Origin of the sequence: Pseudomonas sp. TH32, assembly GCF_016650855.1 — a bacterium.
In the GTDB taxonomy this organism is placed as follows: domain Bacteria; phylum Pseudomonadota; class Gammaproteobacteria; order Pseudomonadales; family Pseudomonadaceae; genus Aquipseudomonas.
This window is the reverse complement of record NZ_JAEKFA010000002.1, coordinates 2,532,697-2,547,752: the sequence shown is the minus strand read 5'-3', so window position 1 is coordinate 2,547,752 and position 15,056 is coordinate 2,532,697. Positions and strand designations below refer to the sequence as shown.

14 protein-coding genes are annotated in these 15,056 nt (G+C 62.9%); 10 read left to right on the top strand and 4 right to left on the bottom strand.

From position 1 onward, the window contains the following. Positions 1-3 precede the first annotated feature (3 nt). The 5 genes from JFV30_RS15360 to JFV30_RS15340 all read left to right on the top strand — a co-directional run bounded on the left by JFV30_RS15360 (position 4) and on the right by JFV30_RS15340 (position 7,692). Positions 4-849 carry a LysR family transcriptional regulator gene (locus tag JFV30_RS15360; protein ID WP_029615953.1) on the top strand — a complete coding sequence of 282 codons (846 nt, stop codon included), beginning with the start codon at positions 4-6 and terminating at the stop codon, positions 847-849. A 334-nt stretch (positions 850-1,183) separates the two neighbouring features. Next, positions 1,184-3,472, top strand: coding sequence for a 5-methyltetrahydropteroyltriglutamate--homocysteine S-methyltransferase (metE, locus tag JFV30_RS15355; RefSeq protein WP_201124501.1), 2,289 nt, complete (start codon positions 1,184-1,186; stop codon positions 3,470-3,472). Between the two features lie 247 nt (positions 3,473-3,719). Next, entirely contained in the window at positions 3,720-4,217 is a 498-nt protein-coding gene (locus tag JFV30_RS15350) for a sigma-70 family RNA polymerase sigma factor (RefSeq protein WP_201124500.1), read from the top strand. Next, entirely contained in the window at positions 4,214-5,161 is a 948-nt protein-coding gene (locus tag JFV30_RS15345) for a FecR domain-containing protein (protein WP_201124499.1), read from the top strand. The genes JFV30_RS15350 and JFV30_RS15345 overlap by 4 nt, the downstream gene beginning before the upstream one ends. 89 nt (positions 5,162-5,250) lie before the next feature. After that, positions 5,251-7,692: a TonB-dependent receptor gene (locus tag JFV30_RS15340; RefSeq protein WP_201124498.1), complete on the top strand. Its 2,442-nt coding sequence runs from the start codon at positions 5,251-5,253 to the stop codon at positions 7,690-7,692. A 243-nt stretch (positions 7,693-7,935) separates the two neighbouring features. Here JFV30_RS15340 and JFV30_RS15335 read toward each other — a convergent pair whose 3' ends face one another. After that, entirely contained in the window at positions 7,936-8,994 is a 1,059-nt protein-coding gene (locus tag JFV30_RS15335; RefSeq protein ID WP_201124497.1) for a HoxN/HupN/NixA family nickel/cobalt transporter, read from the bottom strand. 112 nt (positions 8,995-9,106) lie between these two features. Between JFV30_RS15335 and JFV30_RS15330 the strand changes: the two genes are divergently transcribed. After that, positions 9,107-9,646, top strand: coding sequence for a DUF924 family protein (locus tag JFV30_RS15330; RefSeq protein ID WP_169389392.1), 540 nt, complete (start codon positions 9,107-9,109; stop codon positions 9,644-9,646). On the opposite strand, the gene JFV30_RS15325 is transcribed toward JFV30_RS15330, so the two are convergent. Continuing rightward, positions 9,643-11,073 carry a hypothetical protein gene (locus JFV30_RS15325; RefSeq protein WP_201124496.1) on the bottom strand — a complete coding sequence of 477 codons (1,431 nt, stop codon included), beginning with the start codon at positions 11,071-11,073 and terminating at the stop codon, positions 9,643-9,645. The two genes, JFV30_RS15330 and JFV30_RS15325, sit on opposite strands and share 4 nt — an antisense overlap. A gap of 170 nt (positions 11,074-11,243) precedes the next feature. Between JFV30_RS15325 and yfcF the strand changes: the two genes are divergently transcribed. Next, on the top strand, positions 11,244-11,876 hold the full coding sequence (gene yfcF / locus JFV30_RS15320; protein ID WP_169388824.1) for a glutathione transferase: 633 nt from the start codon (positions 11,244-11,246) through the stop codon (positions 11,874-11,876). 33 nt (positions 11,877-11,909) lie between these two features. Then, the gene (locus JFV30_RS15315; RefSeq protein WP_010171832.1) at positions 11,910-12,641 is read left to right on the top strand and encodes a GntR family transcriptional regulator; all 732 of its coding nucleotides are present in this window, start codon (positions 11,910-11,912) and stop codon (positions 12,639-12,641) included. A gap of 15 nt (positions 12,642-12,656) precedes the next feature. On the opposite strand, the gene JFV30_RS15310 is transcribed toward JFV30_RS15315, so the two are convergent. Beyond that, positions 12,657-12,920 (bottom strand): hypothetical protein, encoded by a 264-nt coding sequence (locus tag JFV30_RS15310; protein WP_010171830.1) that lies wholly within the window; start codon positions 12,918-12,920, stop codon positions 12,657-12,659. A gap of 143 nt (positions 12,921-13,063) precedes the next feature. On the opposite strand from JFV30_RS15310, the gene JFV30_RS15305 reads away from it, so the two are divergent. Beyond that, positions 13,064-13,708, top strand: coding sequence for an ATPase (locus tag JFV30_RS15305; RefSeq protein ID WP_169388822.1), 645 nt, complete (start codon positions 13,064-13,066; stop codon positions 13,706-13,708). Between the two features lie 29 nt (positions 13,709-13,737). Beyond that, positions 13,738-14,079 (top strand): hypothetical protein, encoded by a 342-nt coding sequence (locus JFV30_RS15300; RefSeq protein ID WP_169388821.1) that lies wholly within the window; start codon positions 13,738-13,740, stop codon positions 14,077-14,079. A gap of 155 nt (positions 14,080-14,234) precedes the next feature. Here JFV30_RS15300 and JFV30_RS15295 read toward each other — a convergent pair whose 3' ends face one another. Continuing rightward, on the bottom strand, positions 14,235-14,984 hold the full coding sequence (locus tag JFV30_RS15295) for a creatininase family protein (protein WP_201124495.1): 750 nt from the start codon (positions 14,982-14,984) through the stop codon (positions 14,235-14,237). Positions 14,985-15,056 lie beyond the last annotated feature (72 nt).

Genomic DNA, 15,056 nt, shown 5'->3' with positions numbered 1-15,056 from the left:
TCCATGAAAATGCCCGATATCGACGCCATCCAGGCGTTCGTCCTGGTCGCCGAACTCCAGAGTTTCACCCGCGCCGCCGATGCCATTGGCGGCACCCAGGCCGCCATCAGCCTGAAGATCAAGCGCCTCGAAGACAACCTCGGCCGCAAGCTGCTGGAGCGCACGCCGCGGCGGGTCACGCTGTCGGCCCATGGCCAGATGTTCCTCGCCAGCGCCCGGCGTTTGCTCGACAACTACCAGGATGCAATGAACTGTTTTGGCCCGCAGAAACGCACCTTGCGCGTGGGCGTCAGCCATCACATTGTCGGCGCCGACCTCAGCCTGTGGCTGCGACGGTTGGCCACCACCGACCCGGACGTCATCGTCGCGTTCAGCCTCGGCACCTCGCGGGACATGCTGATGAGCTACGAGCAAGGCAAGCTGGATGTGGCGATGATCCTGCGCCACGACAACCGTCGCCAGGACGGTGAAGTGGTGGGCGTCGAACGCTTTGGCTGGATGGCTTCACGGGATTTCGAATTGCGCCAGGGCGGGGCGTTGCCCCTGGCGATCCAGCCGGAACCCTGCGGCATGCGCAGCATGGTGATGGCGGCCTTGGCCGAGCAGAACCGTGCCTGGGAAGAGGCGTTTGTGGGCAGCGGCATCCTGGCGATCGGTGCTGCGGTGGTGGCGGGGATTGGCATCGGTGCGATGGTGGGGCGGATGGCGCCCAGTGGCTGCGTCGACGTGGAGCAGCGTTTCGACCTGCCGCCGCTGCCCAGTCGCGAAGTGGTGCTGTATACCGCGCAGCGGGACGCTCAGGCGCAGGCGCTGATCCGCACCTTGAGCGCTGATATTGCGGCCGACTGACCTAGAAAATCAGGCGCCCGGCCCAGGCCATCAACACGGCCAGGCTGCCGATGCCGAGGATGGCCACGCCCAGGGCGGTGAGGTGAACGAGGAGGGTGGTCAGCGGCGGATGCTGTTCCATGTGAGGGCTTCCTGGGGTGTTCGGGAAGCAAAAGTATGCTGAGCGGGCAGGTGTCAAAACAGACGCTGCCGGCTATTTCAGTGATAAGCAAAACCGAAGACTCATCCGGTCATCATGAGTGGAACTTGTGATCATCTGGAATAAAATGAGTTTGTCTCACTATCACCTCGTCTCGACAATGGCTCCCATACCCACGCATTGGAGCTTTACGTCATGGCCGTTGCCCATTCCCTTGGATTCCCGCGCATTGGTCGCGATCGTGAACTGAAAAAAGCGCAGGAAGCGTTTTGGAAGGGTGAACTCGACGAAGCCGGTCTGCGCGCCGTAGGCCGCGAGCTGCGCAAGGCGCACTGGGACCTGCAAAAGACAGCCGGCATCGAGCTGCTGCCTGTCGGTGACTTCGCCTGGTACGACCAGGTGCTGACGCACTCATTGATGTTCGGTGTGATCCCTGAACGCTTCCGCCCGGTCGACGGCAAAGCCACCCTGCACACGTTGTTCGGCATGGCCCGTGGCGTCAGCGACAACCGCTGCGGCGGTGCCCACGCCCAGGAGATGACCAAGTGGTTCGACACCAACTACCACTACCTGGTCCCTGAGTTCAGCGCCGACCAGCAGTTCCAGTTGGGTTGGGATCAACTGTTCGAAGAGGTCAAGGAGGCCCGCGACCTGGGTCACACCGTCAAGCCGGTGGTCATCGGCCCGCTGACGTACCTGTGGCTGGGCAAGGCCAAGGGCGGCGATTTCGACAAGCTCGACCTGCTGGACCGCCTGCTGCCGCTGTACGGCCAGATCTTCCAGCGCCTGGCGGACCTGGGGGTGGAGTGGGTGCAGATCGACGAGCCGATCCTGGTCCTGGACCTGCCACAGGACTGGAAAAATGCGTTTGAGCGCGCCTACAACCTGATCCAGCGCGACCCGCTGAAGAAGCTGGTGGCCACCTACTTTGGCGGCCTGGAAGAGAACCTCGGCCTGGCCGCCAACCTGCCGGTGGACGGCCTGCACATAGACCTGGTGCGCGCTCCGGATCAGTACCCGGTCATCCTGGATCGCCTGCCGGCTTACAAGGTGCTGTCCCTGGGCGTGGTCAATGGCCGTAACGTGTGGCGCTGCGACCTGGAAAAAGCCCTGGCCACCTTGCAGCACGCTCATCAGCGATTGGGTGATCGCCTGTGGGTGGCGCCGTCCTGCTCCTTGCTGCACAGCCCGGTGGACCTGGGCCGTGAAGACAAACTGGATGCCGAGCTGAAAAGCTGGCTGGCGTTTGCGGTGCAAAAGTGTGAAGAAGTCGCCGTACTGGCCCAGGCCGTGAATCAGCCTGAAGCGCCAAGCGTGGTGGCCGCCCTGGCCGAAAGCCGCGCCGTACAGGCGGCCCGTGCCGCTTCCCCGCGCATTCACAAGCCGGCTGTGCAAGCGCGTGTGGCGGCGATCACCGCCAAAGACAGCCAGCGTCACTCGCCGTTTACCCAGCGTATCGAGAAACAACGTGCCGGCCTGAACCTGCCGCTGTTCCCGACCACCACCATCGGCTCGTTCCCGCAGACCGCCTCGATCCGCCTGGCGCGCCAGTCGTACAAGGCCGGCAAGTTGAGCGAAGCCGAATACGTCGAAGCCATGCACAGCGAGATTCGTCACGCGGTAGACGTGCAGGAAAACCTCGGCCTGGACGTGCTGGTGCACGGTGAAGCCGAGCGTAACGACATGGTCGAATACTTCGCCGAGCAGTTGGAGGGTTATGCCTTTACCCGCTTCGGCTGGGTGCAGAGCTACGGTTCGCGTTGCGTGAAACCGGCGGTGATTTTCGGTGACCTGAGTCGCCCGAACGCCATGACCGTGGCGTGGATCCGCTATGCCCAGGGCCTGACCAACAAAGTGATGAAGGGCATGCTGACCGGCCCGGTGACCATGCTGATGTGGTCGTTCCCGCGCGAAGACGTGAGCCGCGAAGAGCAGGCCCGCCAACTGGCGATGGCGATTCGTGACGAAGTGCTGGACCTGGAAGCGGCCGGCATCAGGATCGTGCAGATCGACGAAGCCGCCTTCCGCGAAGGCTTGCCGTTGCGTCGGGCGCAGTGGCAGCACTACCTCGACTGGGCCACCGAAGTGTTCCGCCTGTGCGCCTGCGGTGTGCGTGACGAAACCCAGATCCACACCCACATGTGCTACAGCGAGTTCAACGATGTGATCGAGTCCATCGCCGCCATGGACGCCGACGTGATCACCATCGAAACCTCGCGCTCGGACATGGAGCTGCTGGACGCGTTCGAAGCCTTCGCGTACCCGAATGACATTGGCCCGGGCGTGTACGACATCCACTCGCCCCGGGTGCCGGACGCCTCGGAAATGGCCAACCTGCTGCGCAAGGCGGCCAAGCGTATTCCGGCTGAACGCCTGTGGGTCAACCCGGATTGCGGCTTGAAAACCCGCGGCTGGCCGGAGACGGAAGCGGCGTTGATTCACATGGTGACGGCGGCGCGTCAACTGCGGGCTGAACTGGCGTGATCCAGGCACCCGGTATAACACGCCGGGTGAAGACCAGAAATGTGGGAGCTGGCTTGCCTGCGATAGCGGCGGACCCGCTTGCATCGTTGGCGACTGATACACCGCCATCGCAGGCAAGCCAGCTCCCACAGGAATTTCCAGCGCTCAAAAAACCGTGAAATTGCCAGCACCGCCGATGCAGATTAGAATGCGATCAATTCTTAATTACGCTTGAGCCTCACCGCTCCGGCGCGCCCCGGTGATCGGCATGTCGTCTCCCCTCAATCTGCATATCCAGGACCTGTACTGCGAACACCATGGATGGTTGTACCGCTGGCTGGACCGCAAGCTGGGCAACGCCAGCGATGCCGCCGACCTGGCCCACGACACCTTTATGCGCCTGCTGACCCGCCAGGCCAGCAGCAACCTGGGCGCCGAACCACGGGCGTTGCTCACCCATATCGCCAAGGGCTTGATGATCGACAGTTGGCGCCGCCAGGAAGTGGAGCGCGCCTACCTGGAAACCATCGCGCACCTGCCCGAGCAGCATGTACCGTCGCCGGAAACCCGCTGGTTGATCCTCGAAGCGCTGTACCGCATTGAGGCGATGTTGCGGGACCTGCCGGAAAAGACCCGCCAGGCGTTCCTGATGTCGCAGATCGACGGCCTGACCTATCAGCAGATCGCCGATGCGTTGGGCGTGTCGCTGATCTCGGTCAAACGCTACATGCGCGACGCCTTCCTGGCCTGCCTGAGCGTGGCATGAGCCAGTCGATCGATCCGCTGATCCTCGGTGAAGCCGCCGACTGGATGGTGCAGTTGCAGTCCGGCAGCGCCACCGACGAAGACCGCCGCGCCATCGCCCAATGGCAGGGCCGCAGCGCCCAGCACGCGCAGGCCTGGCAACGGGCGCAGGCGATTCTGGGGGATTTCAACACGGTGCCGGCGGCGATTGCCGGCGATACCCTCAAGCGCATCGGCCGCAAGAAGCCCCTCGGCCGACGCCAGGCGCTCGGGCTGTTGCTGGCGGCAGGCCCGGCGACCTGGCTGGCGTATCGGCAGTTACCCTGGCAGCAATGGACCGCCGACCAGCACACGGCGATCGGCGAACAAAAGAACCTTACTTTGCCCGATGGCACGCGTTTGCTGATCAACACCGGCAGCTCGTTGAACATCGCGTTCTCCGAGCAGGTACGGCGCATCGAGTTGCTCAAGGGTGAGGTGTTGATCACCACCGCCAAGGACGCAGCCCACCGCCCGTTTATCGTCCAGACCCGCCACGGCACCGCCCGGGCCTTGGGCACGCGGTTCAGTGTGCGGGTGGGTGAGCAGCGCAGCCGAGTGGCGGTGACCGAAGGTGCGGTGGAGTTGCTGCCGGAGCATGCCAGCCAGGGCGTGATCGTCAAGGCGGGCGAGCAGGGCGCCTTCAGCGCAGACGGTGTGGCTGCTGTGGAGCCGTTGGACATCAGCGCCCTGACCTGGGAAAACGGCATGCTCCTGGCCCAGCACATGCGCCTGGCGGACTTGCTGGATGAGTTGGGGCGCTATCGCGCCGGCGTGCTGCGCTGCCATGACTCGGTGGCCAACCTCACCGTGTCGGGGGCGTTTTCCCTGCACGATACCGACGCCAGCCTGCACCTGTTGCAGGAAACCTTGCCGGTCACGGTCAGCAGCCTCACCGGGTATTGGGTGACGGTCGAGCCGCGCTGAACTTTTTTCAACGTTCGCTGATACCTTTTTCGTTGTCGTTCGGTGTAGGGGAGAACCCTCAACTTTGCGCCGCGCCGACAGGAATGCCCATGACCGCCAGATCGCTCCCGAACTGCCCCCGCCCCCTGAAAGCACTGAGCCTGGCAGTCGCCCTGGCGGCCATCGCGCCGCTGCAAAGCGCGCAGGCAGAAGACGCGGCGCAAAGCAGTGCGGCGCGCAGCTACAACATCGCGCCGGGGCCGCTGGGGAATGTGCTGGCGCAGTTTGCAGCACTGTCCGGGGTGCCGTTGTCGTTCGATTCCACGCTGCTCAACGATCAACAGAGCCCGGGGTTGCAAGGCAGCTACAGCGCGCAATCGGGCTTTGCCCAGTTGCTGCAGGGCAGCGGTTATACCCTGCAGGGCACCGGCGCCAATGGCTACACCGTGGTGCCTCAGGCCAGCGGTGGCGCATTGGAGCTGGGCGCCACCACCATCAGCGGCGAGGCGAGCGGGGCGCAGGCGGACACGTACGGCGGCGGCCAGGTGGCACGTTCGGCACGCCTGGGCGTGCTGGGCAACCGGTCCATCAGCGACGTGCCCTTCAGCGTGGTCAGCTACACCTCGAAAACCATCGCCGATCAGCAGGCGCGAACAGTCGGCGACGTGCTGCTCAACGACGCCTCGGTGCGCCAGTCGGCGGGGTTCGGTAACTTCTCCCAGGTGTTCACCATTCGCGGCCTGCCGCTGAGCACCGATGACATCGCCTTCAACGGCCTGTACGGCGTGCTGCCCCGGCAGATCATCACCACCGAAGCCCTGGAGCGGGTGGAGCTGTTCAAGGGCCCCAACGCGTTCGTCAACGGCGTGTCGCCCTCGGGCAGCGGGATCGGCGGCAGCGTCAACCTTGTGCCCAAGCGCGCCGAAGATACGCCCACCCGCAGCGTGACGCTCGATTACGCCAGCGACAGCCAGACCGGCGGCCACCTGGACCTCGGCCAGCGCTTTGGCGAAGACAACCGCTTCGGCGCCCGGGTCAACCTGGCCAGGCACGGTGGCGACACCGGCGTGGATGACGAAAACAAAAGCTCGCAGTTGATTGCCGTCGCGCTGGATTACCGCGGCGAGCGCCTGCGGGTTTCCACCGACTTTGGCTACCAGAAAGAGCGCATCAATAACGGTCGTGCGGTGGTGTACCCGACCGGTACCCAGGTGCCCCATGCGCCGTCGGCCAACGACAACTACGCCCAGAACTGGAGCTGGTCGGAGCTGGAAGACACCTACGGCATGGTGAATGCCGAATATGATTTGAACGATAACTGGACGGCCTACGCCGCAGGCGGCGCCAAGCACACCCGGGAGAACGGCCAGTATTCATCGTTGTATGTCGGCAACGATGGCAGCGCCAAGGTGGGCTTCCTGTATTCGCCCCACGACGAAGACAACAAAAGCGCAATGGCCGGCTTGAACGGCCACTTCGCTACCGGGCCGGTGACCCATCAGATGAACCTCGGGCTGTCGGGGATCTGGGGCGAGCAACGCTCGGCTTATGAGGCGATCCTGGTGGCGAACCGTCAACCCGGCAACCTGTACAACCCGACGCAAACACCGCGGCCGACCAACACCTATTTCGGCAGTGATATTCACGACCCGCGGGTTGTGGGCAAGAACCGGATCAAGAGTGCGGCGGTGTCCGACACCCTGGGCTTTATTGATGATCGGGTACTGTTGACCCTGGGGGTGCGGCGCCAGACGATCGAGGTGGACAGCTGGAACACCGCCTCCGGTGTGCGGGGCACGCCGTATTCGGAGTCCATCACCACGCCGGTCTATGGCCTGGTGATCAAGCCGTGGGAGCACGTGTCGTTCTACGCCAACCGCATTGAAGGCCTGGCCCAGGGCCCGACGGCACCGCTCACGAACGTCACCAACCCCGGCGAGGTATTCCCGCCCAAGCGCAGCAAGCAGACGGAAGCCGGGGTCAAGCTGGACTGGGAAAACTACGGCGCCACCCTGGGCGTGTATCGCATCGAACAGCCGAACAATGCCACCACCCGCTTCCCGGGGCAGCGGCTCGACACCTTTACTGTCGACGGTGAGCAGATCAACAAAGGCGTAGAACTCAACGTGTTCGGTGAGCCCATCGACGGCCTGCGCCTGCTGGCCGGCGCCACCTGGATGGACACCGAACAGAAGAGCACCTCCAACGGCGCCACCGACGGCAACCGCGCCGCCGGCGTGCCGCGCTTCCAGTACAACGTCGGCGCGGATTGGGACGTGCCGGGCCTCCAGGGCGCGGCGGTCAGCGCACGGATGCTGCGCACCGGGGGCGAATACGTCAACGCCGCCAACAGCCTGAGCATTCCGGCCTGGACCCGCGTCGACCTGGGCGCGCGGTATGGCTTCAAGGCCGACGACAAGTACATCACCTTGCGCGCCAACGTGGAGAACGTGGCGAACAAGGCGTATTGGTCGTCGGCGTCGACGGCCAATAACTACCTGACCCAGGGCGAGCCGCGGACCGTGAAGTTATCGGCGACGGTGGATTTCTAAGCCGCCCAAACCTATGAATACCTTGTGGCGAGGGGACTTGTTGTGGTGAGGGGGCTTGCTGTGGCGAGGGGGCTTGTCCCCGTTGGGCTGCGCAGCGGCCCCAAAAAAGCTGGGAGCGCTGCGCACTCCAACGGGGGACAAGCCCCCTCGCCACAACAAGCCCCGCTAACCACAACAAGCCCCCTTTGCCACAAAAGTCCCTGCACCACACCTCCAGCTGGAACAGGCTGCACAGCCAAAAGGTCAACCCGCCTTCACTTCAATCCGGTCAAACCCCTTGAGGCGATACAGCATTACCGAGATCGCCCAACTGGCCACAAAGATCCCGATGATCATGTAGCCCAGCATCCCGAAGCTGTCGTTCAGCGCGCCGATAAAGCCCCAGAACGCCCCCTTCAAATCCAGCTGGTCACCAATCAACCCCAGCGCTTCAATACTGCCGATCACCACCGCGACCACCACCGACACCAGGGTGATGGTCATGTTGTAGTAGATCTTGCGGATCGGCTTCATATACGCCCACCCATACGCCCCCAGCATCAGGTGACCGTCGAGGGTGTCCACCAGGGACATGCCGGCACTGAACAGCAGCGGGAACACCATGATCGCCCACGGCGAAAGACCCTGTGATGCCTGTGTTGCAGAAATCCCCAGCAGGCCGATCTCGGTGGCGGTGTCGAAACCCAGGCCGAACAGGAAACCCAGCGGGTACAGGTGCCAGCTGCGGCTGATCAGGCGAAACACCGGGCGGAACAGCCGCGCCATAAAGCCACGGTCTGCCAGCAACAGGTCAAAGTCATCCTCCACGTACGCGCCGCCCTGGCGCACATGACGCCAGGCCTTGTAGATCGCGTGCAGGATCACCAGGTTCATCAAGGCGATCACCAACAGGAACGAGGCCGAGACCGACGTGCCGATCACTCCGCCGATGGCCTTGAAGCCTTCAAACCGGTCCTGCATCGCCGACGCCGCAAACGCGACGCCAATGGACGCCAGCACCACCACCGAAGAGTGCCCCAGGGAGAAAAAGAACCCGACCGCCACCGGGCGTTTGTTTTCCTGCATCAGCTTGCGGGTGACGTTGTCGATGGCAGCAATATGGTCAGCATCCACCGCATGCCGCAGCCCGAAACCGTAGGCCAGCAGCGCCGTGCCGAGCAGCACCGGATGATCATGGAACGCCACCAGCGCCCAAACCCAGGCGGCCACGTTAATGCCGATCAATACCCCGTAGATGCCAAACAGCTTGGTGCGAACCTGGGTGTTGGAGTCACTGAAAATCTGGGCGAGGCGTAGGATCATCAACAATACCTTTGTGCAGTAGAAACATTCAGACACATTCCGAAACTTTAAAGGTTTTGTTTAGAGTGATGATGAAATTTGGGGCGTGAGTGAGGAGAGGGTTGTGACGACGATGGAAAATGGATCGCGGGCGGTTATTGAGTTCTGGAAGCAAGCGGGGCCCAAGCTGTGGTTTGCCAAGGATGAGGCGTTTGACCAGCGCTTTCGGGAGGCTTTTTACACGTTGCATTTACAGGCGGCCCGGCGTGAGCTGGAGGGCTGGATGCAATCACCTGAAGGCGCGTTGGCGTTGCTGTTGCTGCTGGACCAGTTCCCGCGCAATACCTTTCGTGGCACGGCGCATATGTTCGCCACCGACCCGCTGGCGCGCCTGTATGCGCGGCAAATGGTCGAGGCGGGGATGGACACGTTGATTGAAACCCCGTTGCGGGCGTTTTGTTATTTGCCGTTCGAGCATTCTGAAGACCCCGAGGATCAGCAATTGTCGGTGGCGCTGAACAAGGAACTCGATGCCAATACCTATCACTGGGCAAAAGAGCATGCCCGCATCATCGAGCGGTTCGGGCGCTTTCCCCATCGTAATGAGGTGCTGGCCAGGGTCACGACAGAAGAGGAGCGGGCGTTTCTGGAGAGCGGTGGCTTTTCGGGCTAGGCCTCTGATTCGGCCACGATGTCCCTGGCGCCCGCCTGGCGAAAACGCCGAACACCTTTGAGATCGATCGCCCAACGCAGCGCTTGCGTCGCCGACGGGCGTTCGCCGAGGGTGATTGCCGCCTCATCGGTGGCCAGTTTACCGAGGTAGCCCTGCTTGCCGCCGCGTTCGCTCCAGTAGTGGGTGTGGCTGAGCCAGGACTTGGCCAGCCAGCCTTTCCACTTGCCCACGGTGACCGGCAGGTCCAGCACGCCGGCGCCCATCACCGGGCTGACCGGGCCGCCGACGATGTCGCCAAACAGGCCCATTGGCGCTGGGAAATAGAGGTTGGTCCAGCGGGTCACGGCGAACGCGGCGGCGTGGTGCAGGTACAGCGGTGAAAAGGGGCGCTGGCCCACCGTGAGGGAAAGCCGGCCGCTGTAGCCATAGCCCTTTTCGTCGAGTGTGGGCGGGCAGGCGGGCGCTTCGCGGCGTTCGATGCGGCGCTGGAAGTCGCTCACGCTGCGGCCCAGCAGCAGGCTGGCGTGGGCCATGGGGCTGCCGACGGTGACGAGGTCGGTGATGCGCCACGGGTTGCCGAGGTTGCGTTGTTCGATAAAGGCTTCGGCCTGTTGCTCGCGAAACCGCAGCAGGCTTTGCAGGCGACCGTCGAGGGCGTTTCCGGCCTTGGGCAGCGTGTCCTGGACCACCGGTTGCAGGCGCTCGTGGTTGGCGTAGCGGTCGGCGAGTTCCGGGCTGGTGGGATGCAACTGGTCGTGATGTTCGTGCCACAGGTAGCCGACGATGTCGTAGGCAATCACGCTGCCCAGGCTGTGGCCGACGACGATGATGCGGTCGTAGTCGCCCTTGTCGTGCAGGGCCCGCAGCAGGTCGACGCCATCGGCGCGGATCTGTTCGCGCACCGCCACGTTCTGCGGGTTGGGGCTCAGGTAGCGGGCGGCGTCGCCGAGGTACGACAGCGCCGAGTACTTCAAGCCCAGGCCGATCACCGCCAGCAGCACCGGGATCAGGGCAAAGGGATTGTCACTGTGGGGGAACCGGCCATACAGCGTCGCCAGGGTGCCGCTGACCAGCAGCACGAGCAGGGCCAGCACGGTCCAGCGGGTGGCGCGCCAGATCGGCACGATGGCGGTGGGAATATCCCGGCGCGGGCGCTTGAAAATGTCCCAGAGCCAACTCAGCAGGTGGCCGACCTTGGTGCCCTGCATCTTGTGGGCCCAGTAGTACTCGTAGAAATCCGTGGTGTTGCGGCCCGCCGACTTCAACACGCGCAAATCGAAGTTGCGCGAAAAACGGTCGGGTTTGCTCCAGTAGAACGGCGTGGCCTCGGGGGTGTCCGCCGGGATCATCGCTTCCACGAAGCTGCGCAGGGTGTCCATCGGGCGCTGCTCGCCGATGCCGTGGATGACGACTACCGCTTGTTTCATCTATTGATCGTTCCTTGATCTGTTTTTGGGTGTAAAGGGCAGGGTGGCTAGACGCCATAGTATTGCCATTATCGCTGGTATTCCAGACAGGAATGCCCCCATAAAAACCCTGCATTTCATTTGCGTCCCGGGATCTCGTAGTGTGGCGTTCCAGCCAAGGAGATCCCGTCGTGAACAATCGCTCGCTACGCCTGTACGTTGACGCCCACTTCACCAGCCCCTACGCGATGTCGGCGTTCGTGACCCTGCGGGAAAAAGGCCTGGAGTTCGAGCTGGTCACCCTGAACCTCGACACGGGCGAGAACCAGTCCGAGGCGTTCGCCCAGTTGTCGTTGACCGGGCGTGTACCGACCCTGGTGCAGGGTGAGTTTGCGTTGTCCGAGTCCTCGGCGATTACCGAGTACCTGGAAGAAGTGTTCCCACAGGTCCCGGTGTACCCGGCAGAACCTCGCCAGCGGGCGAGGGCGCGCCAGGTTCAGGCGTGGTTGCGCAGTGACCTGATGCCGATCCGCCAGGAGCGTTCGACCCTGGTGGTGTTTTACGGGCTCAAGGGCGAGCCGCTGTCGGCGGCAGCGCAATCGGCAGCGCAAAAGCTGATCAGCGCGGCACAGGCGCTGCTGGCTGACGGGCGCGACTACCTGTTCGGCGAGTGGTCGATTGCCGACGTGGACCTGGCCGTGATGCTCAACCGGCTGATCCTCAACGGTGACAGCGTGCCCGCCAACCTGGTGGCGTACGCCCGGCGCCAATGGCAACGGCCTTCGGTCCAGGAATGGGTCAAGCAGGCACGACCGTCGCTGTAGTCACCTTCTCAATTACAAAGTGAATCCTGGTCCATGAATATACTGTCGAGTGACTCCCGCCTGCCGCTGTACCAACGCTTTCGGGATCATCTGATTGAGCAGATTGCCAATAACCACTGGCGAGCCGGGGCGGCGATTCCCCCTGAGGCGGTGCTGTCCACCCAATACCAGCTGTCCACCGGCACCGTGCGTAAAGCCATCGAGGCGCTGGTCGGTGAAGGCATCCTGGAACGCCAACAAGGCCGGGGTACGTTTGTGCGCCGCCCGAAGTTTCAATCGTCGTTGTTCCGGTGTTTCCGCTTCCAGGGCCCGGGCGGAGAATGCCAGCTGCCACAGAGCCGGATCCTGTCGGTCAAGCCGGTGAAGGCGCCGTTGTCGGTAAGCGAGGTGTTGGGGCTGGAGCCGGATGCGCCGGTGATTTGCATCGTGCGGGTGCACGTGCTGGACACCGGGCCGGTACTGGCCGAGGAAATCTGGCTGCCGCGTGCGCGCTTCCAGGCGCTGTTGGACGTCGACCTGACCCGTCAGGGCTTGTTGTTGTACCCGACCTACGAAGAGGTCTGCGGGCAGGTCGTGGCGTCTGCCGAGGAAGCCCTTACCGCCGAGTCCATCGATGAGGTGTGGGCGCGCTGGCTGCAGGTGCCGGTGGGCAGCCCGGTGATGGTGATCGAGCGGCTGGCCCGGGATTACGCCGGCCAACCCCTGGAGTTGCGACGCGGCCGTGGCCATGCCGAACACTTCCGTTACCGCGTGGATATCCGCTGAGCCCGTTGCGCGCGGCTATTCGGCTTCCAGCAACACCAGCCATGTCTGTACCACCCGGCGGTCAAGGTCCTCCCAGTCGGCCATGCCCAGCACCCGGGTGGTGTTCAAACCGCGCAAGTACCCGCGCAGTTGCTGGGCGATGGCGTAGACCACTTCCGGTTCTGCGGCGTTGTGCAGCAGCACGTCCTCATAATCGACCAGGTACTCGGCAACCCGGTCGCGAAATTCCGGCAGCACGGCTTCACGGATGCGGTCGAAGGTTTTCTGATGGGGGTTCATAGGCATTCCTTATCATTTTGTGTGGGGCGGCCTGCACGACACTATTGCTCCAGATAATAGTCACCATCAAGTATTGCGAGTTCTGTTTTTCTGGAAAAGGAGGACAATTGCCTTCATCGGAAATGATGTGCAAGGACCCTGCGATGAGGACTTTTACTGGATTGGCCCTGGTGGCGCTGCTGATGAGCGGGATTGGCGCAGCTGCGTCGGCGGTGGCCGGGGGCCTGCAAGCCAGTCATTTATCGCCCATCGCCGCCAGCCCGCTGAGTTTGCAACACTCGCAATCGGTCGGCGTGCTCTACAGCGACAACACCCTCGATAACCTGCAGTACCTGGCGCGCTACCACGACATGGCGGTCAATGGTGCCAAGGGCCAATTGGACGAGGAAATTCGCCAGGCGTTTGTCGACAGCTCCGACCCGGACCTGGCGATTGACTGGCTGATGACGTCCCTGCGGCACACCTTTGCCTCGGTCACCCGTTACGACACCCTTGATGAACTCTTGCAGGCGCATCCGGATGTGGTGGTGCTGCTCGACACCTACAACCAGTTGTTGACCCAGCGCAATGACGTGGTGGAGGCGCGGTTTGTGGCCAAATTCTATGACATTGACCTGCAATACATCGCCAAAGCCGAGGGTTCGATGCAAATGCACTTGCCTTCTGTATGGGTACATGACAAAACGGCGCCCCAGATCGCTGCACAGATTGGGCAGCAGCGCGACGTTCAGTTGAATGCATTGAAACAGTTCGATGCCTCGCTCAAGGCGTTGGTCGCCGCCGGTTAGCCCACTTCTTCTATTTTTCAGGATTTTTTATGCGCGTGTTGTTAGTGCCTGCGATGGCTTTTGCTTCTGTTTTGATGACGGGCTGTGCGTCCGCCCCCAACGCTCCAACCCTCACCCTGCAAACTGCCAAGGAACCCGAGGCCTATGTGCAGTGCGTGGTGCCCAAGTTCGAGAAATACGAGATGACCGCCACCGTGACGCAGAACTCGCGGCACGCCCGGATCGTGGTGAGCAGCAAGATCGCCGCAGACAACATTCTGGAGGTCTACAAGGCGCAGGACGGCGGCAAGGTGTTCCTGTACGAGCGCAAGCCGGTGGCGTCGCCGTTCAAGCCGTCGCGTTTCGAACATGCGGCGCGGGATTGCCTGTAATCGACTGGCGCGGATCCAGTGTGGGAGCTGTCGAGCTTTAGCGAGGCTGCGATGGCATCGCTGCGGTCTTACAGTGACACCGAGGTGATCCCATCGCAGCCTCGCTGGGGCTCGACAGCTCCCACATTTGATCTTCATTGCCTTGAGCGAATGAATCAGCTCGGCTTTGGCTCGCTGCTGAACGCATCGACCGCCTTCACCAGGCCTTTTGCCGCCAACGCCACCAACTCACCGCCTTTTTGCGGGGTAGCCAGTGCCGGGTCCGAACCCATGCGGCCATCCGGGAAGCGGGCGCGGAAGTCGCGGGCTTCGCGGATCGGGCCCGTGTTGGCGATTTGCGGCGAGTAGTCAGCCGACTTGATCGCGTGCGGGTAGGCCCATTGGGTCACCGCGATCTCCGACGGCGTGGCATGGCTGCCGTGGCCGACCGGAAATTGCTGATGCGCCAGTTCGTTCACGCCTTCCAGGTCCCACCAGTTGCACAGCTTCAGCGCATAACCCGACGGGCGCCCGGTGAAGCTCGCTTCAGCGTACAGCTCGGAGAACGCCGCTTCGATCGACGCGATATTGCCGCCGTGGCCATTGAGGAACAGGATCTTTTCGAAACCGTGGCCCGCCAGCGAGCGCACCCAGTCACCAATCGCCGCGATAAAGGTGGAAGGGCGCAGGGAAATGGTGCCGGGAAAGCCCAGGTGGTGTTGCGCCATGCCGATATTGAAGGTCGGTCCGATCAGGATGTCGGCGTTTTTTTGCGCTTCATGGGCGATGATTTCCGGGCACATCCAGTCGGTGCCCAGCAGGCCGGTGGGGCCGTGTTGCTCGTTGGAACCGATGGGAATCACGATGCTGCGGCTGCGTTCCAGAAACTGACCAATCTCGATCCAGGTGGATTGATGTAAAAGCATCTAGGGTCTCTCTCTCATCAAGCCCAGGAACACGGTGAAGTTCCTGGTGGCGTGAGCCGCATGGTGCACGGC